The sequence below is a fragment of the Streptococcus sp. GMD4S genome (genome assembly GCF_000296955.1).
Genome location: NZ_AJRE01000037.1, coordinates 1 through 26065 on the forward strand (window position 1 = coordinate 1; position 26065 = coordinate 26065).

Genomic DNA, 26065 nt, shown 5'->3' on the forward strand with positions numbered 1-26065 from the left:
CCATAGTAGACCCGAGTGATAGAGTCTTTATTGGAGAGCATGAGGGCATGGGCAGTTGGGATGTTGAACTGCGTATACTTCTTGTCTGCCTTGCGCATATCTTCGTTGTAGATCTTGAAGGCTTGCTTGAGTTCATCCATGGTAAAGGTCAAACCATCCGTATTTGGATTGATATTTTCTCGGATGATGTCAGCAATAACAGTTTGTACTTCACTGTCATGAGCCCGAACAAAGATATAGTTAGCCATCCGTTCGCCATTTTTCTTTTCAGAAGAACGGTCATTTAGACTATTTGTAATCGTAGGCTCTACTCCGCTACGGATAGATAGATTACGCATGAATGAATAAAGCAAGGACAAGCGTAGCTTGTTGTCAATTGCTAGTTGAGCACCTTTAGTATCTTTGTTGTAGTCAGGATCGTTATCAGACCAAGCTTCCAAGATAGACAAATGCTTGATGGCTTCTTCTTCACTTTCTCCCACCTTGTAGCGAGACTTGAAGTAGTCAGATGCGATTTGGAGCAAGTCTGCGTTGACATTGTCCACCGCATCGACACGAACTCCATCAAAATTAGCAGTCGGATCATTGGCTACGATGCTTCCAAAGTTCATCATAAAATGCAACCAGTTGAGTTGTTCGGCCTGAACAGCTGGATTAGAGTTGTCAAAGTCGTTAGCGAGCAAGAACTCATAACCACCGTTTGACTTGTCAATGAAGTACTTAGGTTTACCTGTTTGACTAGTAGGGGTACGGTTAAGCAGACGGAACTTAGAGTCAGCATGAGAGCTCTTCTCATTATTAGTATAAAGCAAAGCTCCACCCTGCAAGTGGTCCTTTTTAGTACCAGTTGTTTCAGACTCTGACTTGATATTCCAGTTTGGCTGGGTTTTGACAAAGGCACCCATCAGCGTTCTCAACCATTTGGTATCGCCTTCTTTACCAATTTTTTCCTCAATTTTGCGCTGAACCTGCTGAGAAGCACCTGTCAGGAGAGCTTGTTCCACTTTGTTTTCAAAAGCACCTGCTCCCAGACCTTGCTGGTTCATATAGTTGAGGTAATTAATCTGAGTACGTTTATCAGGCCACCAAGCCATCAAAAGAGGACGTAAGTCTGTTTCTGTCGATGCCGTCCATGTTTTTCCATCTTTTAAGATGAACTTTGGACGATACCAGCTATCTGCTGTCAAATAACCGTCTACAGTTTCAATATCCTTGTCAGTCGTACCATAGAAAGCATTCTTTTGGGAGAATTCATTATTGAGACTGCTGGTTCCTTGTTGGAACTGATATTCATTTGAATCAACTAAGGCACCCGTTTCTGCATCAAAATAAAGTATTCTACCATTAAGTTCAACTGCAAAGTTCTTTTTAACTGTACCATCGTCCTGAACATAGTAATTTTTACCATCAATGGTCTTAATATGAGATAGGACATCATCATCATGGTCAGCATTTACAGGTGCAGGTTGAGCCTGATCTGCCACCATTCTTTCAGCTACTGCTCCTTGTTTTTGAGCAGGTTCGGGCAAGCGATCTTTCTTTGCAACCTTTGGATTTGCAACAATCTTGTCTTCAACAGCCGATTTTTCTCGTTTGTCGCCTTCTTGGTCTTGGGCAGTTGTTGGCCTTGCTTGTTTATTCTGCTCTGCTACTTCTGTTTTAGGAGTTTCTGTGATTGCATTAGCAGCTTTAACTTCTTCTGCAACAGCAGCCTTTTCTGTAGATGCTTCTTTCGTATCTGCTGGTTTAGCAGGCTCTTGAGCATTGGTTTGAACTGTTGCTTCCGTATTTTCTGCTGGTTTAGCAGGTTTTTCACTAGCAGCAACATCGCCTGTCACCTTGTCTGCAGGGGTTGCTTTTTCTGCTTCTTTCTCAGAAGCTACGTTAGCTTGGGCTGGAGTTTGCTGACCCGGACCACTAGTCTGAGCTGTAGCAGGTTCTTGAACCACAACCTGCTTTACATCATCCGCATGGACAACGCCTGGTTCTAGACCAAGTACCTTTGGTGCTACAATAAGGGCCAAGGTAGTCAAAGCAATGGCTACCCAGTTTTTCTTAACTTTATGCATCTTATAATGAATCTTTTTCTCCATCATAAAACCTCCTTCTGAATTTAGTATAAAGTTATGCCCTTATTCTAGTATATTTTTCAAAATGATCTTTTTTTGTTGCACATCTACAACTATGAAAGGCAAATTCTTTCAAACTGTTCTTTAAGCTTTTGGGCAACACCAAAGGAATCTAAAAATTCAAAAAAAGATAGGCATTGCTCGATATCACTGAGAGCATTAGTATTCCCGACCTTATAGGCATACAGAGCCCTATGATACTTAATCAGCGTTCGATCATATAGATCTGTTTCAGGGATTTTAGAGTGGTCGAGATAATTGAGAAACCTCATAGCAACTAGCAGATGGTTTCCTTCTATACAGACGCTAATGACATTAAGTAGCATCTTGATAATACGGCGGCGATTTTCAGGTAGGTTGTTATAAAACTGGGTACGATTGATCATCTCACTAGCGAAGGTTTCCAACGTTTCCAAGGTCATCAAATCAACACTGTTTGTAAAAAGCCAGAGTTCATAACGTCCCCACTCCTCAACAGAAAAGAGATGATCCGTCAGGAATTCTATATCCTTCTTGCTAATCTGAAAATCTGAGCAACAGGAAGACAGAAGAGCTCTGACAATGATCGTATTGAGTTTATAGTTTTTCTTCTCAGGAAACTGTTCGGTCAAAGCTTCTGAGCTTGACAAAATATTTTGGAGCTTGACAACATTGTTTTCCTGATATGCATCAGCTACTTTTTTTGAAAACAGCACATCATCTGAATCAATGTAATTATGGTAAACATACTGAAACTCCTCTAGGGAAACGGCCATATTTTTTAAACAGCAATAAAAAGAATCAAGTGTGATCCCATTAACTCCCCGTTCAAAACGGGATAGCTGAGCTACGGAAATATCACCAGCAGCTACCTCTTTCAGGGACATTTTTTTTGATTCTCTAATGACTTTGAATATTTTTCCAAATGCTTTCAACATATCACTCCCCCAGTTTCGTATATGCAAAAAATTCTTACTAATTTTAATATACTAGTAACATGTTTCAATTATATTACAGAGAAAGTACTTTATATTTCAAATTAATACAAGCAGATTAATTCGCATGATAAGACCGTTTAATATAGCATTTATTGAATATTATATCTTTTCATGAATCTATTGATTTCAGTAGAAATCTGAACTATTCTATCTAACAACTTGAAAACACTAACATTTCTAGAGATAGATTCCTTCTTATGTTAAACGAATCTTGATTGATTTATAAAAGTTTGATATAAAATCGCAAGACAATCATATGAAACATTTTTTAGACATGGAGTAAATTAAAAAACGAGAGCCGAACTCTCGTCTTACTGTTGATTTCCAAAGACATCTAGATAGAGCATGCCGTCTCGTAAACTTTCAGCATCCCCTCCCAACTGCTCTACCAACTCATAGGCAAAGGCAAGTGCGGTTGACGGTCCTCGGCTAGTTGTTAGATTGCCATCCACAACCACTGTTTGCTTTTGATAAATTCCGTCAGTAATTTGCTCCTGAACTCCGTCATAACAAGTAAAGTGCTTGTCTTTCAGGACACCTGCTTGATGAAGAGCGATTGGGGCTGCACAGATGGCAGCAATTTTCTTTCCAGCTTGGTCAAAGGCTTTAATCTGTGAAATGAGGGCTGGATTATCCCGTAGGTGAGCTGAGCCTGGCATACCTCCTGGAAGAACGACCAAGTCATAGTCGGACAAATCACCATCAAAGATACGGTCAGCTTTTACCTGAATGTCATGTGACCCTGTCACCTGCTCTTCAAATCCTACCATATCACAAGAAATGTTTGCTCGACGCAAGACATCGACTACTGTCAAGGCTTCAATTTCTTCAAAACCCTGGGCTAAAATAACTGCTACTGTTGCCATAGTGGCCTCCTTATTTGATTTGTTTTAGGACGACTTTCTTTCGTTTGAATGAAATCTTCCCACTCTTTTCTTCAGCTAGATTGGTCTGGTAACTCATAGATAAGAGGAGACCAACTCCGATAAGGTTACTAATAATTGCGGACCCCCCTTGAGAGATGAAAGGTAAAGGAATCCCTGTCAGAGGAAGCAAGCCAGTCACTGCGCCAATATTTTCAAATATATGGAAGAGCAGCATCATGATAAAGCCAGTCGAAATATAGGTATAGAACTGGTTATTTGATCTGAGCGTAATCTTCAACATCCGATAGATAAGAAGTAGGTACAAAGCAATGACAAATACTGAACCAATGAAGCCGAAATCTTCCGCAATTACTGTGAAAATCATATCACTCTCGCGTACTGGAATGAGGAGATTGGACACATTGAAACCTTGTCCAAACAAGCCACCACTTCCAATCGCAATTTGTCCCTGCGCCTGTTGATATGTTGTTGTTTGTGCAAAGTCAAAGGGATTGAGCCAAGCCAAGATGCGGTTGATCTGGTAAGTTGGCATCCCAATCTGATGCAAGAAGGCACGTCCATCCTTGCTTATAAAGATGGCCATGAAGCCTGCAACAGCAGTCACTCCTGTCGCAAAAACAGGAATGATAATCTTCCACGAAACACCTGAAAGGAGAACCATACCGGAAAAAATAGCTACGAAGACCAAGGCAGTCCCCAAGTCACTTTGTAGGGCTAAGAGGATCAAGACTGGGATGGTAAAGGCAATCATCCAACCAATCAGTAGGAAATCCAAGGGAATAGTCCGTCGCCATTCCTTGTGTTTTTGAGTGAATCTTACAATGGCTCGAGCCAACATCAAGATATAGGAAATCTTCATGAATTCCGATGGCTGGAAAAGTGTCGTTCCACCAATCGATACCCAGTTCTTGGCACCTGTTGACGCTACAAGATTTGGATTGTAGAAAACAAGAGGTAGGACCATCAAAGCTAGCCCTAGACCATAAAGATAGGGAGTCACCTTCCATAAAAACTCGGTATTAAAGAACATGACCACAAAACCAATGACAAGGCCCAAGGAAATCCATGCGATTTGCTGACCTAGAATTGGTAATACATTATTTGGATAGTCATGACTAACTGCTATATAAATGGCCACTACTCCAATCACCAGTAAACAAAACACTGGTAGGAGGAGGCTATAATCGACTCGAGAGTCGAAGGAACGTTTCATATTTTTTACCTTTTCTCTTTCTTGGATTTTTCTTTCATTCTATTGCAACGAGATTGGAGAAAATCAGCTACAGCAGGCTCTAGCTGTTCTCTAGAAAGAACCTGAACAGCCCTTTCTTTTGACAAGGCCTGAGCGATTTGTTTGCCGTAACGCTTGCTAACGACACGACTATCTAAGATAACAGCAACCGAACCTTGGTCAGATCTTCTAACAGTACGGCCCAGAGCTTGTTTTAGCCGAATGATCGCCATCGGCAACTGATAATCATAGAAAGGATTTTTCCCTTCTTGACGCAGTTCTTGGTTTAATTTTTTGGTTAAAGGCTCTTGGGGATTTTGGAAAGGCAATCTCGGAATCACTTGAATCACGCAAGGATGGGTTGAAAAATCAACCCCTTCCCAGAAACTACCTGTTCCAAGCAAGATCTGGCGTTCGCCCTTTTCAAAACGTTTTTTCAGTTGGCTTGGTTCCCCATTTTTATACTGAGCTAGATGCGGTTGGTCGAGCAGGTCCGAAACTGCCAGCAACATTTCTTTTGAGGTAAACAAGACCAATAAGGGTTCTTGAAAGGCTTGTAAGCTTCGAATGACAGAAGCCACTTCACTAGCATAGTCAAAAGGCGAAACTTCTGTCACAAGAGGAAAGTCATTGACTAGAAAGACTTCTTGTTGCTCCTGCTTTGCTACATCAAGCCTAACAAGTGGAGCTTCTGAAAAGCCCAATAAATCTGCTAGGGAAACCCGATTGCTGATTTCAAGAGTGGCCGATACTCCTAGAAGTCTACAATCTTCTGGCAATAGGTCTGCTAGTATAAAGCGGCCTTTTTTGCTTGAACAAATCAAGACATCCTTGCTCGATTTCTCTGCTGTAGCAAGCCAAAATTCACGGTCCGAGGTGAAAAAGTTTGCAAGCTCTCGATACTCTGGGAGAGCTAACTCCGAAAAATGCTGGCGCAAGTGTTCGAGAGAATCCAACCACTTTCCATTCTTAAGGCCTGACTGATAGTGCTCCATCAAGTAACGACATTCAAAACCTATACTCTCAAGCAAGCGTTTCTGAACCAAATCTTCCTCTGACTCTAAGGACTTTTCAATTTGAGTTACAAGTTCCTCAAGGCGGTAAGCCTGCTGGGCTAGATTTTCAAGGGCTAGCAGCATTTTTTGAGCTTCATCCAAGATCACCAAACGGTTGTCGATAAACTCTGGATTGTCTTCCAAACGTGTGACCAGATAGGCATGATTAGTCAAGAGAACGCGACTGGTCTTGGCCTTTTCCTGCCCTCGTTTCCAAAAATCCTCTGTGGCAAATAAACTTTTCTTTGAAAGCTTGCCATCGTGGACTAGTTCTGGCAGAAAGTGCTGGTAGCGATAAAGTTGCCCGATTTCGTCCAAATCACCAGTCTCTGTCTCCGTTAGCCAGATGAGCAGTTGCATTTTAAAGCGTGTGAAAAGGCGATTGGACTCTGGTCGATGGAGGACTTGGTGAAAAGCATCCAGTTTCAAGTAATTTTGAGGCCCCTTGAGACTATGAATTTCCAGATGGAAGACCTCTTTTAAGCGCTGACCTTCTTCTTGCATGATTTGATTTTGAAGAATTTTGGTCGGAACACTCACTAGGATACCTGTTTGACTCTCCAAGTTCAAAGCTGGGAGGAGATAACCATAAGTCTTGCCCAGTCCCGTTTGAGCTTGGACAAAGGAAATCTGGTGTTCTTCCAATAAGTGCTCAACCTTCTCCGCAAATTCCAACTGTTGCGGACGCTCCTCCAGCCCCAATAAAGAAATGTTTTTAGCAAAATCTTTGGATAACTTGCGTGGTACTAATGCTTGACTTTCCTTTCTCAGGAAAAGTCCATGGAGTTCCATCAAGTCTGGCGAAGACAAGAGAGATTGCTGCTGGTAAACCTCCTCAATCACCAGATAACTTTCATAGAGAAGGTTGTCTGCAAGGTCTAACAAGCTTTCTAAAAGCCCTTTTGGTAACTCAAAAAGTTTTTGACGCATGTAAAGCAAGAGTTCAGCTGTTGCCTGAGCATCAGACAGGGCAGCGTGGGCTTGTTCTAGTTCAATTCCCAACTCTTGACAAAGGATACCTAGATTGTATTTTTCAAACTGAGGATATAAAACTTGGGCTAACTCAACAGTATCCACCCGCGGTGTGCGCAATTCATATCCTTCAAAAAAGAGGAATTCTGCAAGAAGGTTAGCATCAAACTGTACATTGTGCGCAACAAAAATACCGTCCTTAACCAATTCAAAAATTTTTCCAGCCACCTGAGAAAATTCTGGTGCCGCAGCCAAGCGTTGATCGGTTAGACCTGTTAATTCTTTGATATGAGAATCCAAGGGTTCGTGAGGATTGACATCAGTCGCATACTGATCGACGATCTCGCCATTCTCAATCACCACAATGCCTACTTGAATAATTTTTGCCTTGCTTCCGGTGCTGGTCGCCTCTAAATCAACGACCACATACCGATCATTTCTCGCATTCATCATTAAAAATTATATCAAAAAAAGCATGATTTGACATCCCTCAACTTTGATAACAATCTCGCTTTAATTGCTAGTTTGACTAAAAATCAAGACCTTAAAAGTGAGAATTTCACGCAAGTTCTGCAGTTGGTCGCTGGTTCTGAGGTATTTGAAAACCTTATCAACAAAGCTACATCAACATAAAAAGACAACCAAGGTATTAGCTGCCTTTTTGAGATATTTTTTTCATTGTTTTGGGGAGGAGCTTGCTAATTTCTGTTGGCAAGACAAGGTAGTTTTCTTGAGCTAGTTCTTGAGCAATGGCTGAGTGCAGATGGGTCGCTACTACTACGCGTTCATAGAGATTGACATGTGGAAACTGACCTGCAAAACCTGCAATCATCCCAGCCAAAGTATCTCCCATCCCACCGGTTGCTTGATAGGGACCTCCAACCTCCAGTTGATAGTATTCAGGTTTGCCAGCTTTCCAGATACGAGTCGCTGGACCCTTCTCAACTAGAATTGTTCCTTGAGGAAAAGAAGAAAGAGCCCTAGCAGTCGTCTCTGTATTTTTATGTTCAAGAACTATACCAGACAGTCTTTCCCATTCCTTTTGGTGGGGAGTAAGAATGAGCTGACTAGATGGAAATGGCAAATGACCTTTTGCTAAGATGCCCAAAGCACCGCCGTCTACAATCAAAATCTGGTCTTTTCTGAGACTGTCAAAAACTCGTTTTACGAGTTCTTCTCCAAATGCATCCTCTCGCAAACCCGGACCTAACAAGACAACTTCTGCCTTTTCCAACTGTTCTTTTAGTAATGCTTTATCCTTTAGAGAAAAAGCCATTGCTTCAGGTAAATGGCTGTGCAGGGCTGAGATATTCTCCTTATCCGTGCCAACAGTCACCAACCCTGCCCCACTTCTGACAGCTGCAATGGCTGACATGATGATAGCTCCCCCATAAGGATAAGTCCCTCCCAGTAAGAGCAGACGTCCGTAATCTCCCTTATGGCTATGACGAGAACGTTCAATAATGACTTTTTCTAATAAAGTTTGATCAATCACTTTCATCGTTTTTTCCTCAACTATCCTTTATCTGATTGTTTTAAAACAACTTGATAGACTTTCTTAGTCCACTCTTCTAAGTCTTCTCCATCATAGTCAAGATAACGCACCCTATCTTGTATTTTAGTTGGAATAATATTTTCAAATTGGCACTTATTATGAGTTGGAATAATGCAAATATACAACTCACTTAATAAATTAAGCATGTCCTTAATTTTTACAGCATGGTAACCATCAAAAATATAACCAGGAACTTTAATCAAATCTGTATAGATAAAATGAAAACTTACTCCAGGAATAAACTTATCTTGTAATTCTTTCTCTGAAGGAGCTCGACCTAATAAACGTTCCATCGCCAATCGATAACCAGAACTTGTATTTGACCATCCTAACATAACATAGTCAAAATAATCTTTCGGATCAGATGCAGCATTTCGACTATCCAAAACCAACTCCTCAGCATCTCGCCTAAAGGCTTTCATAGCAGATAAGAGCTGACCTGTTTTAAAAATAGAAATCGCTGCATCTATAGTCGTAGTATGGCTACAGTAGTCTGAAGTCACTAGCCTCTTATGTAGATCATAAGTCGAGGCTACTCTTTTATCTGTAGGGGTAAATGGTGGCAGAAAGGGTTGCTGACAGATGTAATCTAAAATTTCTTCTTTTAAACAAGAATCAGCACACTCAATACTTGTTTGACGTTTATGAAGTTTTTCGTAAGCTATAAATTTAGCAATTTTTTCTAATTCCCACTCTTGAATATTTGGATAATCAATTAGTGCTAAGTAGTATATTCCATCCCATTGTAAACTATATTCTCCATTATAAATTTTTAAAATCATCTAATCACCTCACTCCATTATACAACAAAAAGGTACACACCTTGCAATTTGGATTACTATTTTTCTGTCTAACTTTTGGGGTACAATTCACCTCTCTTGCTTACACCTATATAAAACTGGAGAAGACCATGATTGTCTTCTCCAGTTTTTAGATGCCATCAACTTACAATAGTTGAAAAAGAAACCAATTTTTAATCATCGACTAATATCTACAAATAGGATGTCATTAGACGCTGAGACTAATCTTCTTTGAGTTTTGCAGTTAATAAAGCTGCTGACAAGGCCAAGGTAACACCTGCCAAGAAAACAGCTGTTTCTGACTGTTTTTCACCAGTTTCTGGCAATCTCTTGTCTTCCTTGGCAACTTGAACTGGTGTTTCTGGGGTCTGAGCTTTTTCTAACGAACTTAGTTTAAACTCTGGTTTTTCTACTGTCGGTGCTGGTTGATTACCTACTGTAGCTAGAATACCACGGTACTCTGGAAGTTTATGTTCTAGAGCCATTACAGCATTAACGCCACCCTTAAATTCAGGTTTCTCAACACTTGGTACTGCTTGATCTCCTACTGTGGCTAGAATTCCTGTGTATTCTGGAACTTCATTTACTGCTGCTTCTACAAAGTTAGCACCTCCTTTGAATTCTGGAACTTCATTGACTGGAGCAGGCTCCTCGCCTTTACTACTTGAAATAGATGCTTTCACTCCTACTTCAACAATGCGATCCTGAGCCTTTCTTTCTTCAGAATGAACAAGACTTCTAGTAGTACCCAAAACTTGAATATAGTCAACTTTTTCTCCATCTTGTCCTTCAGAAACGATACGACGTTGACCTTGAGCAAGTTCAGGGTTTTCACGAATAACTTCTTTAAACGGAAGCGGAGTCTTTTCAATTTCCAAACTTGGAGTTTCTGCTACTAAGTTCTTAACGCCTTCTGTTGGTGTTGTTTGGAAGGTAGACTTAAAGTGTAAACGATATTCTTTCACCAGATTTCCATCTTTGGAAACAAGACGAACCAGTGTTGGAAGATTGGCATTTCCAGAATCCACAACTGTAACTACTCCATGTCCACTAGTTGTTGCAGTGACTTTTGGTTTTGAACCCATTGTTGTTAGAGTGTAATCTGTCACATTTGGATCAAAGTTTTCCAATGCTTTTCCGTCAATCGAAATAGTCGCTGATGGTGCTTCCACTTCTGCTCCCTTGCCTGCAGAGTAGGCTGTAAATTCTACAAGTGCAAGACCATTGGTAGTAGCCTTACGAGTCATGCGAGCACGAATTGCTGTCGTTTGAACCGGATCAAAATTAAACTCGATTGGTTTACCAGCTACTAATTCTCCAGAAGCTTTGTAAGGAATAGGTGCCCAATTTTCTGCCTTGTTGAATGGATGGTCAGCATTTTCTTCATAACGAGAAATCGTACTTGGTTCTGTAAAGGCAGGGCCAATATATCTTTCTAGAACCATTTTCTCTGGGGCATCTGTTCCACTATCTTTAAAGAACTGAATAGCTACTTTTCCAATAGATTGGGTGGCAATTTTACCGTCCTTCTTAAAGAGTAGTCCGACAGAAGTTTCTTCATTTTTCGGAGTACGAGACCAGTTTGTCCAACGTCCATCTTCATTGTATTTTCCATCATTGATATAGAAAATTCGATCATGTGAAGCTGCTTGTGTATCGTTCGTTGTCGAAGCAAAGGCTTTAGAATCCGTTTCATTGTTGCTTGGATTTTCTGAAATGACTTGATTTCCTTTAGAAACAACTGTCACCTGCATTTTAGTCGTTAGATTTGTACCAATGACATGACCGGTAATTTCAAATGTTCCCTCATGCTCTGTTGCATGTTCAGGAATAGCATCCCATTTCACTGCCAGTTTATCTGTAGTCCAAGTAGTTGAAGTTGGGTAATAAACAGTGACTTCTGAAGGAAGTTGAAGAGCATCTCCAACATTCAAGATTTTAGCACTGTTTTCTGCAGCAAGAGGTTGACTAGTTTCTCTCTCATCATTGCGGAAAATTCGATATTCTTTCAACACCGTACCATCTTCTGCTTTCAAGATGAGACGTGTTGCACCTTTTGGACTTGTTGCAGGAACAACTGTTACCAAACCATTATTGCTAGCTGTTGCTGTGATTTCTTTGCTAGATTGAGGAATATAGTAATCTGTCTTAGATGGATTAAAATGTTCAAGATCCTTGCCATCTACCTTGATAGAAATCTCTGAACTTGTTTCACTTAAGACCTTGTTTCCAAGCACAGTTAGCTCTGTCAGACCAACACCTGATGTTCCATCTGCTTTCTTCATTCGAATACGAACAGCGTAGGTTTCGACCTTGTCAAATGTGAAGTGATTGGTTTGAGTTGCAGACAGCTGACTTGGAGCATGTAAGTTTTCAACTGCTTTCCAATTGTCTGGATTATTAAATGGATGATTGCTATCTCGTTGCGCATGACTGACATCACTTGGTAAATCTGGAATTTCTTTACCTACATAATATTCAACTACATATTCTTTTGGAAGACCAATTGCTCCATCAGTATAGAAATCAACCGACAAATTGTTGACAAAACGCTTCGTCAAGTCTCCTGAATTACCAAATAAGATAGAAGCCCAGTCATTATCAGTATTTGTTCTCCAAGTAGTCCATCTATTTTTAGCATCTGATGGCGTTCTTGATACAGTCAAATCGTTCAAGGTGTTGGCTGTGTCATCTCCTCCTGTATTGGATACAATGGCAGCTGGTAATTGTGAACCTGTCCATTGTTTAGAGATATTATTTCCAGCAACCACTTGACTAGATACTCGAACATGAGCTTTAGTTGTCAGATTGCTACCTACTAAACGACCATTGATTTCATAGACCCCTTCAGTTTGACTAAAGTTGGCTGGAACCTGATCCCAAACAACATCTTTGTAGATAGTTGTTCCGTTAGAATGGTAAGCCCGGACATTGGCTGGCAATTGAACCGTCTCACCCTTAGGTACTGTGAGACTGATTTCCTCTGCAACTTGCAATCCTTCAACCGTTACAGTCGCTTGAGCTTCAATATCTGTGCCTTCCACATGTCCTTTAAGCGTAAAGCTATGATAGTGCCCCAACTCTTTTTCATCTACCTTATCCCAAGCTACAGATACTTTGCGTGGCAAGCCCTTATCAAATTCTGCTCCAACTTCTTTAGGTAGATTCGGTTGCTGATTGATATCTGTAGAAACAGACACAGGATGAAGTTTCACAATCTTCTTGCTGACTTTATTTTCTTTAATCACCACTTCAGTGGTTACAGATTCTGTTTTCTCTGTTTGATTATCGATTCGAGGTGTCAAAGTCACTCTTCCCTTAGTATAGAGCAATAGATTCTGACCATTCACCTCAAGATGTCCCCCATCAGATGATTTAGCTTCTAAGTGAATATCTGAAGCCGAAAACTCTGTTTGTGAACCATCCTCATAACGACCAATGACGTGATAAGTTAATACTTGATCTTCAGTGGCAGTTTCTTTTCCTTCTACAACCACTTCCAAACGTTTCAAAGCAGGAGCTTCCTTCACAAACTGAATTAAGTAAGTTTGAACCAAGTCACCCTTTTGGTCACTCAAGAAGAGAGAAGCCTGATAACCATTATCAGCAGAAGCTTGCTGAACAGTTACTTGATATCCGGTAGTCTGAGCTCCAACACTTGGAATAGTTGCAGTGTAAGGAAGGGATACACGGTAATAGGTCTTGCCAGACTCAAAATTCTCAAGAGCTTTATCCCCAACAGTAAGTCCTGTAATGCTACTTGTTGTTTCCTTACTACTTGCGATAAAGGTTGCAGTCACTTCACGGTCGTCATCTACCAATTTACCAGTAGCCTCCGTACGTCCACCTTCCTTGTTCAAAGCAGCAGGGTCTTTCAAGGTCCAAGAAACAACATCAGTATCAATCAAGCTACCATCTGTCAGAACAGCTGTGACCGTTTTATCCAAATCAGCCGCATTCGTTCCAACTGGGACTGTAGCAACTTTTGGTAACCATCTATCTAAAGCAATCACTTTAACAAGTGCCTCAGCTTTAGTTTCTAAACCTTCTACACGTCCAGATACTTTTTTCTCACCTGCGCTTGTAAGCAAGTCAGATGGCATTTCCCAAGTTACAGTCTTTTCCTCAACACTACCGTCACTATAAATAGCTGTTACTGTTTGAGGCAATTCAGGATTTGTTGTCACGTCAGTTGTTGCTTTTACAGGAGCAAAGGCTACAAAGTGACGGTTTTCTTTCTTACCAGACACAGTTGCGACTGTTGCGCTATCAGAAGTTAAACCAGCAGAATCTGCATAAAGAGTAAATTTACCTTCTTTTTCTGTTGATTTTACAATGACAACCCCTTTACCATTGAAAGCACGTCTTTGCCATGTTCCATCTGCTTGAGCTTTGTAGCGTTCACGACTAGCTTGTTCTCCATTATCCACACCAACGATTTGTCCCTGACCATGAAGATTGAAATGAACAAGATTGTTAGCTGTTGGAACCACATTCCCATCACCATCAACAATTTCGTAATGGATGTAGGATAGGTCTTTTCCATCTGCAGTGATAACATGCTCTTCTTTAGTCAGACGAACTCTTGCTGGCTCCCCAGCAGTTGTCACACTATCACGCGCAATTTCATTCCCATTTTCATCTCGAGCAATCGCAGTCAGTGTACCTGGTTGGTATTTCACAAGCCACTCAAGATACAATTCACTTGGTTTAGCCCCCTCATGATATGGACGTCCATCTTCTGTCGTTTTCTTAGTAAATTCCTTTTTACCAAGTGACTCTCCATTTAAGAACAATTCGACGCTTGCAGCATTTGAGAAGGTACGAACCGGAACCTTTCCATCAACCAGCATCTTGCGTTCCTTAAGGGTCTCTTCAGTCCAGTTCCAATGTGGTAAAATGCGAACAGTTGGCTTTTCTTTAGCACTATACCATTCACTACGGTAAAGGTAGAAATCATTCTTTGGTAAACCAGCTGTATCAATAATACCAAAGTAAGAGCTCTTGACAGGTGTACTATCTTGGTTATGCCATGGAGTCGGTTCTCCAATATAGTCAATTCCTGTCCAGATAAATTGTCCAGCATAGCCAGCACGATCACGGTCAAAAGTCCATGATTCAGTAGCTGTTCTTCCCCATCCAACACGGTCATTACCATAGTCAGATTGTTCATAGTGACGATTTGGACGATTGTCATGTCCAAGGATTTGAGCAGGGTTATAATAAGAATCACGCGTTCTAGTAGCTGAAGAGGTTTCAGAACCATAAATGAGCCAGTCTGGATGAGCACTACGAACCGCATCATAAAAACGTTCACCATAGTTCATACCGACAGCATCCATGATTTCTGCGAGTTTCAAGAAATCACCTGTCGCTGCACGACTAAATTTATTTTCACCCATGGTGACATAACGTTCAGTATCAATCGCCTTGATAATAGCCTTCAGACGTTTAGCTGTCTCGATAGAACGAGGACTACCATTTGCCTCCTCTACCTCATTTCCAAGAGACCACATGACGATAGACGGATTGTTCTTATCACGTTCTACCATTGTTCTGAGATCAAAATCAGACCACTTCTCACCCTTCTTAGCCTCCGGATGAGTTGCATCTTGATCAAAGAACCGTCCATAGTCGTAAGTCTTCTTGCCACCATACCAAGTATCAAAAGCTTCCTCTTGAACCAAGAGACCTAAACTAGCTGCAGCATCAAGCAACTGAGGACTCGCTGGATTGTGGGTTGTTCGAATAGAGTTAACCCCCATATCTTTCAAGAGTTTTAATTTACGATAGGTAGCCTTATAATTCTCTTCTGCCCCCAAGGCTCCATTGTCATGGTGAATACTTACTCCGTGGAATTTCATGCGTTCACCATTCAGAGAGAAACCTTCCTCAGCAGTCCAATTGAAATAACGGTAACCAAATGTATCTTCTGTTACATCAACTAGTTGACCTTCTTTATAAACCTTTGTTTTCAACACATACAGTTGAGGATGATAACTTTTTGTCGTCCAAAGAGTTGGTTTATTAACTAGGATTGTTTGTCTGAAATCTGCAGTTTCATTTTCTGCTAAATTCTTCGTTTCAGAGCGGACTAATTCTGAAACAACCTTACCTTCCTTAGTAAAAATTTGTTGTTCCACAAAGACTTTAGCAGCCTTCTTATCCGTATTTTTAATCTTACTTTGAACCTGTGTTTCAACATTCCCTTCTTTTTGCTCAGCAAGTTTTGGAGTAGTGATATGATTACCATTTTCGGCAACATGGACTTTATCACGATAACTCAGGGTTACATCACGATAAATCCCACTTCCTGAATACCAACGACTACTTGGTTGCTTATTGGTCACTTGAACAGTAATTGAATTTTCACTACCATCCTTGTTTAAAAATTCTGTGATATCATATGAAAAATGATTATAGCCACTTGGATAATGTCCGACAAATTTACCATTTACATAGACTTTTGAATCCATGTAAACCCCATCAAAATTGATACGAACATCCTTATTCTTGTCAGCTTCATTTAATGTGAAAGTCTTACGATACCAAGCTGTTCCACCATTTAACTGGCCACCCTCATTACGCGCGGGAGATTTGTGATCAAAGTCAAAATAAATACTCCAATCATGAGGAAGATTCAATTTAGACCAATCATGAACATCCACATCTTTTTTTGAAAAATCTCCTTGGGCATTTAGTTTAAAATACCAATCTTTATTAAAATCTTGTTTTCGTTCCGATAATAGCTGTTTTTCCTTTTCAACTTCGGCTTTGTTTGACTCTCTAGACAGCACTTGCGATTTTTCAGAAGAAGATTTGATCTCTGTGTCTGCTTTCACTTGGTCCTTTTCAGAAGTTTTTTTAGAATCCTCTTTTACTTCTGTTCCAGCTTTTACTGCAGATTCAACAGGCTTTGGCTTTGCCTCTTCAGATTTCTGTTTGTCCTCAACCTTAGTTCCTTCTTCTACTTTATTTGGAGTTTCCCCTTTAGGACTAACCAATTCACGACTACTCTCGTTAGTAGGTTCTGTATCCTTAGTCACTTTGTCTTCTGCCGATTCAGCTTTTGGTTTTACAAACTCACGCCCACCATTCTCATCAGCCTTTGCAATAGCAGCTACCACATCATCGGGAAGCTTATCTAAAGGTTGAGCTTGATGAACAGTTGTTTCTTCTGTTTTAGCATTGGATGAATCCACCTCCTCAGCTTGTACAGCAGAAATACCAAATATACTAGCCCCAATCATTACAGATGCCGCACCTATTGCAAATTTACGAATGCTATAATGACAACGTTTATCAAAAAGTCTTTTGTTCATTAAAATCCTCATTTCTTTTTCTTGATACAAAGTAAGCGTTTACTTTATTTTAAAAAATAACCTCCTTCTGAATACACAAACAAGTACCAAGTTTTATAATGTATTTTATATATTAAATATATCAAAAGGCACCTTAAATTGCAATTATTTTCCATTAATTTAACCCAATAAAATGATATATAAGAAGGGGTCATTTAAAAGGAATAGTTGCAATGAAAATAGCTTTCGGTTCTAGACTCTTTCTACTACAAATTGAATTCCATTAATATCTTTTTCAAACTTCAAATTTATAGTTTATAGACTGCATTACTCTACATAAAAAGAAGGCGAACCTCCTTCTACACTATTTTCCCTTAAATTCCGCAAAGGTCTGTAAGATTTTGGCTGCTACTGCTAGAGAAGGAGCTCCTTTTAGCTCTAACGTTTCATCTGCATATGGAGTAAGACCAGTAAAATCTCCAATCTGGACAGAATAGAGAGACGTCTTAAACAGTTCAATATCGTTTTGGTCATTTCCAAAAGCGATGAAGTTCTCCCCACACAACTTTTCAACAGTTGTCGCCTTATGAGTATCCAAGGGATTAACATAAAGGCACTTTTCATGTGCATGATAGGAGAGATGAGCCTGTCCTAGTCTTTCTAGCTGACCAAGCAGATCATCAAGCAAATCCTCGTGGTCACCCATATAAACGACTACCTTAATCGGAGTCCCCAAGTCCTCGAGTTTCTGATGACGAGCCACCTTTAGGGGATCCACACTGGAAATAAATGGAATCTTCTCTACAATCTGACCACTATAATCAAAGCAATCATCTACAAAGAAAGGGAGATTATAAGTCTGGCAATAATCCACTAGCGCCTGATACACTCTAGCATCGAGATTTCTTTCGAAGATAGCCTTCCCCAGATGATAGGCCACGCCACCATTCAACCCTATGACCAAGCGCTGGCTGAGTTCAGGTCCTAATAAACCCAAGCAATCCCGATAAGAGCGGGCTGAGGCAAACACAAGCTCATGCCCATAATCTTCAGCCTTTAAAAGAACCTGCTGAATCTCCTCATCTATGGTCATGTAGTCAAAAGATAGCGTTCCATCCAGGTCAAATACGAATTTCATCTTCCTAGTCCTCGTTTAGTGTTCGAAGCGCTGCCTGATAGGTTTGCTCCATTAGCATGGTAATCGTCATAGGACCAACTCCACCCGGTACAGGTGTGATGTGGCTAGCAAGTGGTGCAACAGCATCATAATCAACATCTCCACAAAGCTTGCCATTTTCATCTCGGTTCATCCCAACGTCAATGACAACCGCTCCCGGTTTGACAAAGTCAGCTGTCACAAACTTAGCACGACCGATTGCAACCACAAGAATATCCGCCTTAGCAGCAACCTTAGCAAGATGATGGGTGCGTGAGTGGGTCAAGGTCACAGTCGCATTCTTGGCTAAAAGAAGTTGGGCCATCGGTTTTCCAACGATATTTGAACGACCGATAACAACCGCATTTTTACCTTCTAGATCAATCCCATATTCATGAAACATCTCCATAATTCCTGCAGGTGTCGAAGGAATCATAACCGGATGACCAGACCATAGACGACCCATGTTTAGGGGATGGAAACCATCCACGTCTTTTTCGGGGTCAATGGCTAATAAAACTGCCTCTTCATCGATATGTTTTGGCAAAGGTAATTGAACCAAAATCCCATGCCAAGCTGGATCTTGATTGTATTTGGCAATCAAGTCTAACAATTCCGCTTGGGTAATGGTCTCTGGAACTCGCACGACTTCACTACGGAAGCCAGCAGCGAGAGCTGACCGTTCCTTATTGCGAACGTAGACTTGGCTGGCAGGATTGTCCCCCACCAAAATCACTACCAATCCTGGAACTAGACCTGTTTCTTCTTTTAGTTTAGCCGTCTTCTCAGCCAACTGTCCTTGTAACTTAGCCGCAAGAGCCTTCCCATCGATAATCTGAGCCATATCTCTTCTCTTTTCTATCAAATATCCTCTATTATATCAAAAAATAACTCGCCATCCTAACACTTCTTGCCTAATGGACCCTATAGTCTGAAACTATAAGAAAAAGCCCTTATCGAGCTTTTATGCCTATTTATACTAGGTAAACTTGTTATGCTTTCTTTTTGACTTTTGGAGCCGGTAAGACTTCATACATCTCCTTGATTAATCTGATTAGACATGATTTATCTTCAATGTCTTCTATCAAAATCATCTCCTTAGCTCCTTCATAAGGACGTTCAAGCCTAGTCTGTCCCAGTTGATCCATGACCAGCTTCACAGGCTTCAGTAACAGACGATTATCATAGATTCCCCCAATAATCTTCCCACGATAATAAAGGATATACTCTCCCATCATTGGACGATAACTCATCTCCTCTAGCTCTGATAGCTGTTCGAGAATAAAATTTAAATATTCTTTACTGGAAGCCATGATGCCTACTCCATTTCTTCTAAAAATGAGGTATTACAAAACCTTACTCAAAAATTCCTTGGTCCGTTGTTCTTTTGTTTGATCGAAAATCTCCTCTGGTGTTCCATCTTCGACAACAACTCCATCCGCCATAAAGATAACACGGTCTGCTACCTCACGCGCAAAGCCCATTTCATGAGTCACAATCACCATGGTCATCCCTGACTTGGCAAGGTCTTGCATAACAGCTAGAACTTCTCCAACCATCTCAGGGTCTAGGGCTGAAGTCGGCTCATCAAAGAGCAAAACATCTGGCTCCATTGCCAGTCCACGTGCGATAGCAATCCGTTGTTGCTGACCACCTGACAAACTCTGTGGATAGGTCGTTGCCTTATCTGGCAAGCCAACTTTTTCTAACAGTTCCTGTGCTCTTTTCTTCGCAACTTCCTTGCTTTCACCTTTGGTTTTAATTGGTGACAAAGTGATATTTTCCATCACTGTCATATTGGGAAAGAGGTTGAATTGTTGGAATACCATACCCATCTTTTCACGCATGGCAAAAAGGTCATTTTTCTTATCTGTGATATCAACTCCTTCAAAGATAACCTTACCTTTACTTGCTTCTTCAAGTAGATTCATCGAACGAAGGAGGGTTGATTTCCCGCTCCCTGACGGACCGATAATGACCACAACTTCTCCTCGTTTAATCTCAAGGTTGATGCCTTTTAAAACTTCATTTTTCCCAAAAGACTTATGTAGTTCTTCAATTTTAATCAAGGTTTCTGTCATTATTTCTTGTCTCCTTGTCCAATATGTTTTTCAAATGCTTTCAACGCCACTGTCAAAACAGAGGTCATAATCAAGTAATAAAAGGCTGCAAATAAAAGGGGAGTCAACGGTAAATAAGTTGTTGTTGCTACTGTCGTTGCACCATTCCACAACTCCATCACCCCAATCGCCGACAAGAGGGAACTATCCTTGATAATGGTGATAAATTCATTTCCTAGAGCTGGAAGAATATTTTTGATAGCTTGTGGCAAAATGACATAACGCATGGCATTTTTCGGACGAATACCAAGAGAGTAAGCAGCCTCTAACTGCCCTTTAGGAACCGCATTGATCCCCGCACGAACAATTTCTGAAACGTAAGCTCCACTATTCATAGAAATAATCAGAATACCAGGAATCAAACGAGAAAGATCAACTCCTAAAATTCCCACTTGGATAGTCGGAGCATTGATATGCATAAGAGCAAAGGCAATCATAATCTGAACCATCATCGGAGTACCACGGAAGATCCAAACATACACATTCGCAAACCAAACGAGCGGTTTAAAGCGTGATCGCTGAGCAAAGGCCAGTAACACACCTATAATGGTCCCTAAGCAGACAACAAGGATGGAAATCAATACGGTAATCAGAGCACCATAGTTAAAATATGGTAAATACTTTGGTAAAAAAGAAAAATTCATATTCAATCAACTTTCTATGTATTAGATTGTATGATTATAACATGAATTGAATTAAAATTCAATCCTTTTTCCCTAATTTTAACAATTAACTTGATAGAATGGAGAAATAGAGAGAAATCACAGTTTTTTTCTAGTCAACTACCTCTTGTTTATGGTAAAATAGAAACGATAAGAAATGGAGGAGAATCAAAATGGAATCACATTTGGTTAGAATCATTAACCGCCTAGAAGCAATGACAAAAGATGGTGGAAATCTAAAACGTAATTTTGAACGTGAAGGTGTTGTTGTCGCAGAAGTTGCATACAGCCACGACGAAGAAAATGGATCACTCTTCACCCTTCGCGATGTAGAAGCTCGTGAAACTTATACCTTTGATAGCATTGATTTGATTGCAATGGAGATCTACGAACTCCTTTACTAATATAAAAACAACGGGCAGTAAGGCCCGATAAATGAGAATCCTTTTTGTCACCACAAATGGGATTTTTTCTTACCTTCAATGTCGCTGGATTCTCCATGAATCCCTCTTTTAAAAACGACCACTTCCCAATCTTTTTACTTGCTTTACACCTTAATCATGCTATAATGAGAGTATAAAACTTTGACTATTCTTGACCTTTTTCTTAGACCAAGAATAAGAATGAAATGAGGTAGATGTATGCTCTGTCAAAACTGTAAAATAAACGACTCAACAATTCATCTGTATACCAATATCAATGGACAGCAAAAGCAAATTGATCTCTGTCAAAATTGCTATAAAATTATCAAAACAGATCCAAATAATACCCTCTTTAAAGGAATGACTGACTTAAACAATCATGACTTTGATCCTTTCGGCGACTTTTTCAATGATTTGAACAATTTCAAACCTTCTTCTAATAACGTCCCTCCAACTCAATCTGGTGGGGGATATGGAGGAAACGGTGGTTATGGACCTCAAAACCGTGGCCCACTTCAAACACCTCCTAGCCAAGAAAAAGGACTCCTAGAGGAATATGGTATCAATATTACTGAGATTGCTCGTCGGGGAGATATTGACCCTGTTATCGGTCGAGATGAGGAGATTATCCGTGTTATCGAAATCCTCAACCGTCGAACCAAGAACAATCCTGTCCTTATCGGAGAACCAGGTGTTGGTAAAACAGCTGTTGTGGAAGGTCTAGCTCAGAAGATTGTCGATGGCGATGTCCCCCATAAACTCCAAGGCAAGCAGGTCATCCGTCTGGATGTGGTCAGTCTAGTCCAAGGAACAGGGATTCGAGGCCAATTTGAAGAACGTATGCAAAAACTCATGGAAGAAATCCGCAAACGCGAGGACATCATCCTCTTTATCGATGAAATCCATGAAATTGTTGGTGCAGGATCTGCTGGCGATGGCAATATGGATGCAGGAAATATCCTCAAACCAGCCCTTGCCCGTGGTGAATTGCAAATGGTCGGAGCCACTACTCTCAATGAATACCGCATCATTGAAAAAGATGCCGCCCTAGAGCGACGTATGCAACCTGTCAAGGTAGATGAACCAACTGTCGAAGAAACCATTACCATCCTCAAAGGGGTTCAAAAGAAATACGAAGACTACCATCACGTCAAGTATACTGATGCGGCTATAGAAGCTGCTGCAAATCTATCCAATCGCTATATCCAAGACCGCTTCTTGCCAGACAAGGCTATTGACCTGTTGGATGAAGCTGGTTCTAAGATGAATCTGACACTGAACTTTGTTGATCCTAAAGTGATTGATCAGCGCTTGATTGAGGCTGAAAATCTCAAGGCTCAAGCTACACGAGAGGAAGATTTTGAAAAGGCTGCTTATTTCCGCGATCAGATTGCCAAGTACAAGGAAATGCAGAAAAACAAGGTGACCGATCAGGATACTCCAATCATCACCGAGAAAACAATCGAACATATCATTGAGCAGAAAACCAATATCCCTGTTGGAGAACTCAAAGAAAAAGAACAGTCTCAGCTTATCCATCTAGCAGACGACCTCAAGGCCCATGTTATAGGTCAAGATGAAGCTGTCGATAAGATTGCCAAAGCCATCCGTCGTAATCGTGTTGGACTTGGAACTCCTAACCGGCCAATCGGAAGCTTCCTCTTTGTCGGACCAACTGGTGTCGGTAAGACAGAACTCTCTAAACAACTAGCCATTGAGCTCTTTGGCTCTGCTGACAGCATGATTCGCTTTGATATGAGTGAATACATGGAAAAACACAGTGTGGCTAAATTAGTCGGTGCCCCTCCAGGTTATGTTGGCTATGATGAAGCTGGTCAGTTAACGGAAAAAGTTCGTCGCAATCCTTACTCACTCATCCTTCTCGATGAGGTCGAGAAAGCCCACCCAGATGTCATGCACATGTTCCTTCAAGTCTTGGACGATGGTCGTTTGACTGATGGGCAAGGACGCACAGTTAGCTTTAAGGATGCTATCATTATCATGACCTCAAATGCGGGTACTGGTAAGGCCGAAGCCAGCGTTGGTTTTGGAGCTGCTCGTGAAGGACGTACCAACTCTGTTCTCGGTGAACTCGGTAACTTCTTTAGTCCAGAGTTTATGAACCGTTTTGACGGCATCATCGAATTTAAACCTCTCAGCAAGGACAACCTTCTCCAAATCGTCGAACTCATGCTAGCGGATGTCAATAAACGCCTCTCTAGCAACAATATCCACCTCGATGTGACAGACAAGGTCAAGGAAAAGTTGGTTGACTTAGGTTATGATCCAAAAATGGGGGCACGCCCACTCCGCCGTACCATTCAAGACCATATCGAGGATGCCATAACAGACTTCTACCTTGAAAATCCAAGTGAAAAAGACCTCAAGGCAGTTATGACAAGCAATGGCAATATTCAAATCAAATCTGCCAAAAAAACTGAGAAAACAGAAGAGATTGCTTCTGAAATAGAAGAATAAAACGACCTAACAGGTGCAGGAAGTCTAACAATTTCTGCACCTTTTTTACTAAAATAACTGTAAATTCTTGACAGCTAGCCCCTCGTCCATTATGATAATAATAAAGATACTAGAGAATGAGGAAAATGCAATGGCAAACCCAACTTTTGGTGAAAAAAAAGAGAATGTGACCTACCAGCACCGCTATGGTGTTTACGCAGTTATTCCTGATCCTGAAAAAAAACAAATCGTTTTAGTTCAAGCTCCCAATGGTGCTTGGTTCTTGCCAGGTGGAGAGATTGAAGCGGGAGAAGACCATCAAGAAGCACTGAAGAGAGAACTCATCGAAGAACTCGGTTTTACTGCTGAAATTGGAAGCTATTTCGGACAAGCTGATGAGTATTTCTACTCTCGTCACCGTGACACCTACTACTACAATCCAGCTTATCTCTACGAAGCCACTTCTTTCCAAAAAATACAAAAACCTTTAGAAGACTTTAATCATATTGCTTGGTTTCCTATTGATGAGGCAATAGAAAAACTCAAACGTGGTGGCCACAAATGGGGAATTGAAGCTTGGAAAATCCAGCATGGAATTGACTAAAATACACGATTTTATCCAAAAAGTGCTATAATAGAGTTAGAAAATCGGAGGAACTATTATGAAGCTTATCAACACGACTAATTCACACTCGCAACTTGTTAAAAGCCAATTAGAAAGCACTGACGCAACGCTTGTTGAAGTCTATTCAGCTGGAAACACAGATGTGATTTTCACTCAAGCTCCGCTTCACTATGAAATCCTCATTTCCAACAAACACCGCGCTATTCGTGAACCGGAAATCGAAACCATCCAAGATTTCTTCATGAAACGCAAAATCGATAAAGATAATATCGATGAAGCTAATATCAAGACGCTTTATTCAGATAAATTGATTGAAATTTCTATTCCTACAAAATAAGAAAGCCAGCCATAAGCTGGTTTTCTTTTGCAAAAAAAGATTGGTAGTTTCTACCAATCTTTTATTTTTATTTCACAGCTTCTTTCAAAGCATCTACCTTATCCAAACGTTCCCATGGAAGGTCAATATCTGTACGTCCCATGTGTCCATATGCCGCTGTTTGACGGTAAATTGGACGTTTGAGGTCCAACATTTGGATAATTCCTGCTGGGCGAAGGTCAAAGATTTGACGAGCCGCTTTCTCAAGTTTGCTTTCAGCTACTGTTCCTGTACCAAAGGTATCGATACGGACAGAAACAGGTTGCGCAACACCAATAGCATAGGCCAATTGAACTTCTGCTTTCTTGGCAAGACCTGCTGCAACGATATTTTTAGCAATATAACGAGCTGCATATGAGGCTGAGCGGTCAACCTTAGTCGCATCCTTACCAGAGAAGGCACCACCACCGTGACGAGAGTAGCCACCATAAGTATCCACGATAATCTTACGACCAGTCAAACCGGAGTCTCCTTGAGGTCCACCGATGACAAAGCGACCAGTTGGGTTGATGAAAAATTTTGTTTGCTCATCCAAGTAAGAAGCTGGGATCACCTCTTTAATAACCTTGCTAATCACATCATTGTGAATTTGTTCATTGCTGACATCTGGATCGTGCTGAGTTGAAATCACGACTGTGTCCACGCGCACTGGACGGTCATTTTCATCATACTCAACAGTAACTTGTGATTTAGCATCTGGGCGAAGATAGCTGATTTCACCAGACTTGCGAAGTTCCGCCAAACGACGAACCAGTTTGTGACTAAGTGAAATTGGTAATGGCATAAGTTCTTCTGTCTCATCTACTGCAAATCCAAACATGAGACCTTGGTCACCAGCTCCAATCAAGTCCAGTGGATCTTGATCTGCATTCCCACGAACTTCCAAGGCTTCGTTAACACCTTGAGCAATATCTGGTGACTGCTCAACAAGTGACGGATGTACTCCTACCGTCTCCGCAGAAAAACCATATTCTGTATTGGTATAGCCAATCTCTGCAATGGTATCGCGAACCACACGGTTAATGTCCACATAGGCATTTGTAGATATTTCACCAAAAACGTGGACAGAACCAGTATAAACAGCTGTCTCAGCAGCAACGTGCGCTTCTGGGTCCTTTGCTAAAATAGCATCCAAAATCGCATCTGAAATTTGGTCTGCAATCTTATCTGGATGCCCCTCAGATACAGATTCAGACGTGAATAATTTACGTTCTGACATAAAAATGTCCCCCCTTAAAAAATATTGTTATAGAGTTACAAAGTACTGGTAAAAAATCTTATCCTCTACGGTTTCAACTCGAAAGAAAAATAGATCTTTCTACCACCTTATCGGGACTATA

General features: G+C 40.8%; 18 protein-coding genes. 4 read left to right on the forward strand and 14 right to left on the reverse strand.

Going from position 1 to position 26065, the window contains the following annotated elements; genetic code table 11:
* The 13 genes from GMD4S_RS03520 to GMD4S_RS03580 form a co-directional block, all read right to left on the reverse strand.
* Positions 1-2096 (reverse strand): glycoside hydrolase family 70 protein (locus tag GMD4S_RS03520; RefSeq protein ID WP_044129750.1); only part of this gene is annotated, 2096 nt, incomplete at its 3' end.
* 86 nt (positions 2097-2182) lie between these two features.
* Positions 2183-3046, reverse strand: coding sequence for a helix-turn-helix domain-containing protein (locus tag GMD4S_RS03525; protein WP_000909920.1), 864 nt, complete (start codon positions 3044-3046; stop codon positions 2183-2185).
* 371 nt (positions 3047-3417) lie between these two features.
* On the reverse strand, positions 3418-3972 hold the full coding sequence (locus tag GMD4S_RS03530) for a DJ-1 family glyoxalase III (RefSeq protein WP_000246650.1): 555 nt from the start codon (positions 3970-3972) through the stop codon (positions 3418-3420).
* A 10-nt stretch (positions 3973-3982) separates the two neighbouring features.
* Positions 3983-5206, reverse strand: a complete 1224-nt coding sequence (locus tag GMD4S_RS03535) for an FtsW/RodA/SpoVE family cell cycle protein (protein WP_000830418.1) — start codon at positions 5204-5206, stop codon at positions 3983-3985.
* A 5-nt stretch (positions 5207-5211) separates the two neighbouring features.
* A complete protein-coding gene (locus GMD4S_RS03540) occupies positions 5212-7701 on the reverse strand; it encodes a bifunctional DnaQ family exonuclease/ATP-dependent helicase (protein WP_025172945.1) in 2490 nt (829 codons plus the stop codon).
* A gap of 199 nt (positions 7702-7900) precedes the next feature.
* On the reverse strand, positions 7901-8752 hold the full coding sequence (locus tag GMD4S_RS03545; RefSeq protein ID WP_000863089.1) for an NAD(P)H-hydrate dehydratase: 852 nt from the start codon (positions 8750-8752) through the stop codon (positions 7901-7903).
* 14 nt (positions 8753-8766) lie between these two features.
* On the reverse strand, positions 8767-9588 hold the full coding sequence (locus tag GMD4S_RS03550; protein ID WP_000601055.1) for a hypothetical protein: 822 nt from the start codon (positions 9586-9588) through the stop codon (positions 8767-8769).
* 239 nt (positions 9589-9827) lie between these two features.
* Entirely contained in the window at positions 9828-16928 is a 7101-nt protein-coding gene (locus GMD4S_RS03555; RefSeq protein WP_001042482.1) for an SIALI-17 repeat-containing surface protein, read from the reverse strand.
* Positions 16929-17271: 343 nt separating this feature from the next.
* Complete coding sequence (locus GMD4S_RS03560; protein ID WP_000673621.1) at positions 17272-18045, reverse strand: HAD hydrolase family protein; 774 nt, start codon at positions 18043-18045, stop codon at positions 17272-17274.
* Positions 18046-18049: 4 nt separating this feature from the next.
* Positions 18050-18907: a bifunctional methylenetetrahydrofolate dehydrogenase/methenyltetrahydrofolate cyclohydrolase gene (locus GMD4S_RS03565; RefSeq protein WP_000057224.1), complete on the reverse strand. Its 858-nt coding sequence runs from the start codon at positions 18905-18907 to the stop codon at positions 18050-18052.
* Between the two features lie 148 nt (positions 18908-19055).
* On the reverse strand, positions 19056-19376 hold the full coding sequence (locus GMD4S_RS03570) for a TfoX/Sxy family protein (RefSeq protein WP_000168538.1): 321 nt from the start codon (positions 19374-19376) through the stop codon (positions 19056-19058).
* Between the two features lie 33 nt (positions 19377-19409).
* Positions 19410-20144 (reverse strand): amino acid ABC transporter ATP-binding protein, encoded by a 735-nt coding sequence (locus tag GMD4S_RS03575; RefSeq protein ID WP_000140927.1) that lies wholly within the window; start codon positions 20142-20144, stop codon positions 19410-19412.
* Positions 20144-20827 carry an amino acid ABC transporter permease gene (locus GMD4S_RS03580; protein ID WP_001011621.1) on the reverse strand — a complete coding sequence of 228 codons (684 nt, stop codon included), beginning with the start codon at positions 20825-20827 and terminating at the stop codon, positions 20144-20146. Before GMD4S_RS03580 ends, GMD4S_RS03575 begins: the two co-directional genes overlap by 1 nt.
* Before the next feature lie 191 nt (positions 20828-21018).
* Here GMD4S_RS03580 and GMD4S_RS03585 point away from each other — a divergent pair, with 191 nt between their 5' ends.
* The 4 genes from GMD4S_RS03585 (at position 21019) to GMD4S_RS03600 (ending at position 24686) form a co-directional block, all read left to right on the forward strand.
* Entirely contained in the window at positions 21019-21249 is a 231-nt protein-coding gene (locus GMD4S_RS03585; RefSeq protein WP_000443577.1) for a DUF1797 family protein, read from the forward strand.
* A 237-nt stretch (positions 21250-21486) separates the two neighbouring features.
* Positions 21487-23745, forward strand: a complete 2259-nt coding sequence (locus tag GMD4S_RS03590) for an ATP-dependent Clp protease ATP-binding subunit (RefSeq protein ID WP_000882479.1) — start codon at positions 21487-21489, stop codon at positions 23743-23745.
* A gap of 130 nt (positions 23746-23875) precedes the next feature.
* Positions 23876-24328 (forward strand): NUDIX hydrolase, encoded by a 453-nt coding sequence (locus GMD4S_RS03595; protein WP_000013088.1) that lies wholly within the window; start codon positions 23876-23878, stop codon positions 24326-24328.
* A gap of 58 nt (positions 24329-24386) precedes the next feature.
* Positions 24387-24686, forward strand: coding sequence for a DUF1827 family protein (locus GMD4S_RS03600; RefSeq protein ID WP_000767191.1), 300 nt, complete (start codon positions 24387-24389; stop codon positions 24684-24686).
* A 67-nt stretch (positions 24687-24753) separates the two neighbouring features.
* On the opposite strand, the gene metK is transcribed toward GMD4S_RS03600, so the two are convergent.
* Positions 24754-25944 (reverse strand): methionine adenosyltransferase, encoded by a 1191-nt coding sequence (gene metK / locus GMD4S_RS03605; protein ID WP_000003939.1) that lies wholly within the window; start codon positions 25942-25944, stop codon positions 24754-24756.
* Between the last annotated feature and the right edge of the window lie 121 nt (positions 25945-26065).

Coding starts and splice junctions, on each gene's coding strand:
- GMD4S_RS03575 (WP_000140927.1), bottom strand. CDS start 20,144: ATGACAGAAACCTTGATTAAAATTGAAGAACTACATAAGTCTTTTGGG.
- GMD4S_RS03560 (WP_000673621.1), bottom strand. CDS start 18,045: ATGAAATTCGTATTTGACCTGGATGGAACGCTATCTTTTGACTACATG.
- GMD4S_RS03580 (WP_001011621.1), bottom strand. CDS start 20,827: ATGAATTTTTCTTTTTTACCAAAGTATTTACCATATTTTAACTATGGT.
- GMD4S_RS03555 (WP_001042482.1), bottom strand. CDS start 16,928: ATGAACAAAAGACTTTTTGATAAACGTTGTCATTATAGCATTCGTAAA.
- GMD4S_RS03570 (WP_000168538.1), bottom strand. CDS start 19,376: ATGGCTTCCAGTAAAGAATATTTAAATTTTATTCTCGAACAGCTATCA.
- GMD4S_RS03550 (WP_000601055.1), bottom strand. CDS start 9,588: ATGATTTTAAAAATTTATAATGGAGAATATAGTTTACAATGGGATGGA.
- GMD4S_RS03590 (WP_000882479.1), top strand. CDS start 21,487: ATGCTCTGTCAAAACTGTAAAATAAACGACTCAACAATTCATCTGTAT.
- GMD4S_RS03595 (WP_000013088.1), top strand. CDS start 23,876: ATGGCAAACCCAACTTTTGGTGAAAAAAAAGAGAATGTGACCTACCAG.
- GMD4S_RS03525 (WP_000909920.1), bottom strand. CDS start 3,046: ATGTTGAAAGCATTTGGAAAAATATTCAAAGTCATTAGAGAATCAAAA.
- GMD4S_RS03530 (WP_000246650.1), bottom strand. CDS start 3,972: ATGGCAACAGTAGCAGTTATTTTAGCCCAGGGTTTTGAAGAAATTGAA.
- GMD4S_RS03540 (WP_025172945.1), bottom strand. CDS start 7,701: ATGAATGCGAGAAATGATCGGTATGTGGTCGTTGATTTAGAGGCGACC.
- GMD4S_RS03600 (WP_000767191.1), top strand. CDS start 24,387: ATGAAGCTTATCAACACGACTAATTCACACTCGCAACTTGTTAAAAGC.
- GMD4S_RS03585 (WP_000443577.1), top strand. CDS start 21,019: ATGGAATCACATTTGGTTAGAATCATTAACCGCCTAGAAGCAATGACA.
- GMD4S_RS03545 (WP_000863089.1), bottom strand. CDS start 8,752: ATGAAAGTGATTGATCAAACTTTATTAGAAAAAGTCATTATTGAACGT.
- metK (WP_000003939.1), bottom strand. CDS start 25,944: ATGTCAGAACGTAAATTATTCACGTCTGAATCTGTATCTGAGGGGCAT.
- GMD4S_RS03565 (WP_000057224.1), bottom strand. CDS start 18,907: ATGGCTCAGATTATCGATGGGAAGGCTCTTGCGGCTAAGTTACAAGGA.
- GMD4S_RS03535 (WP_000830418.1), bottom strand. CDS start 5,206: ATGAAACGTTCCTTCGACTCTCGAGTCGATTATAGCCTCCTCCTACCA.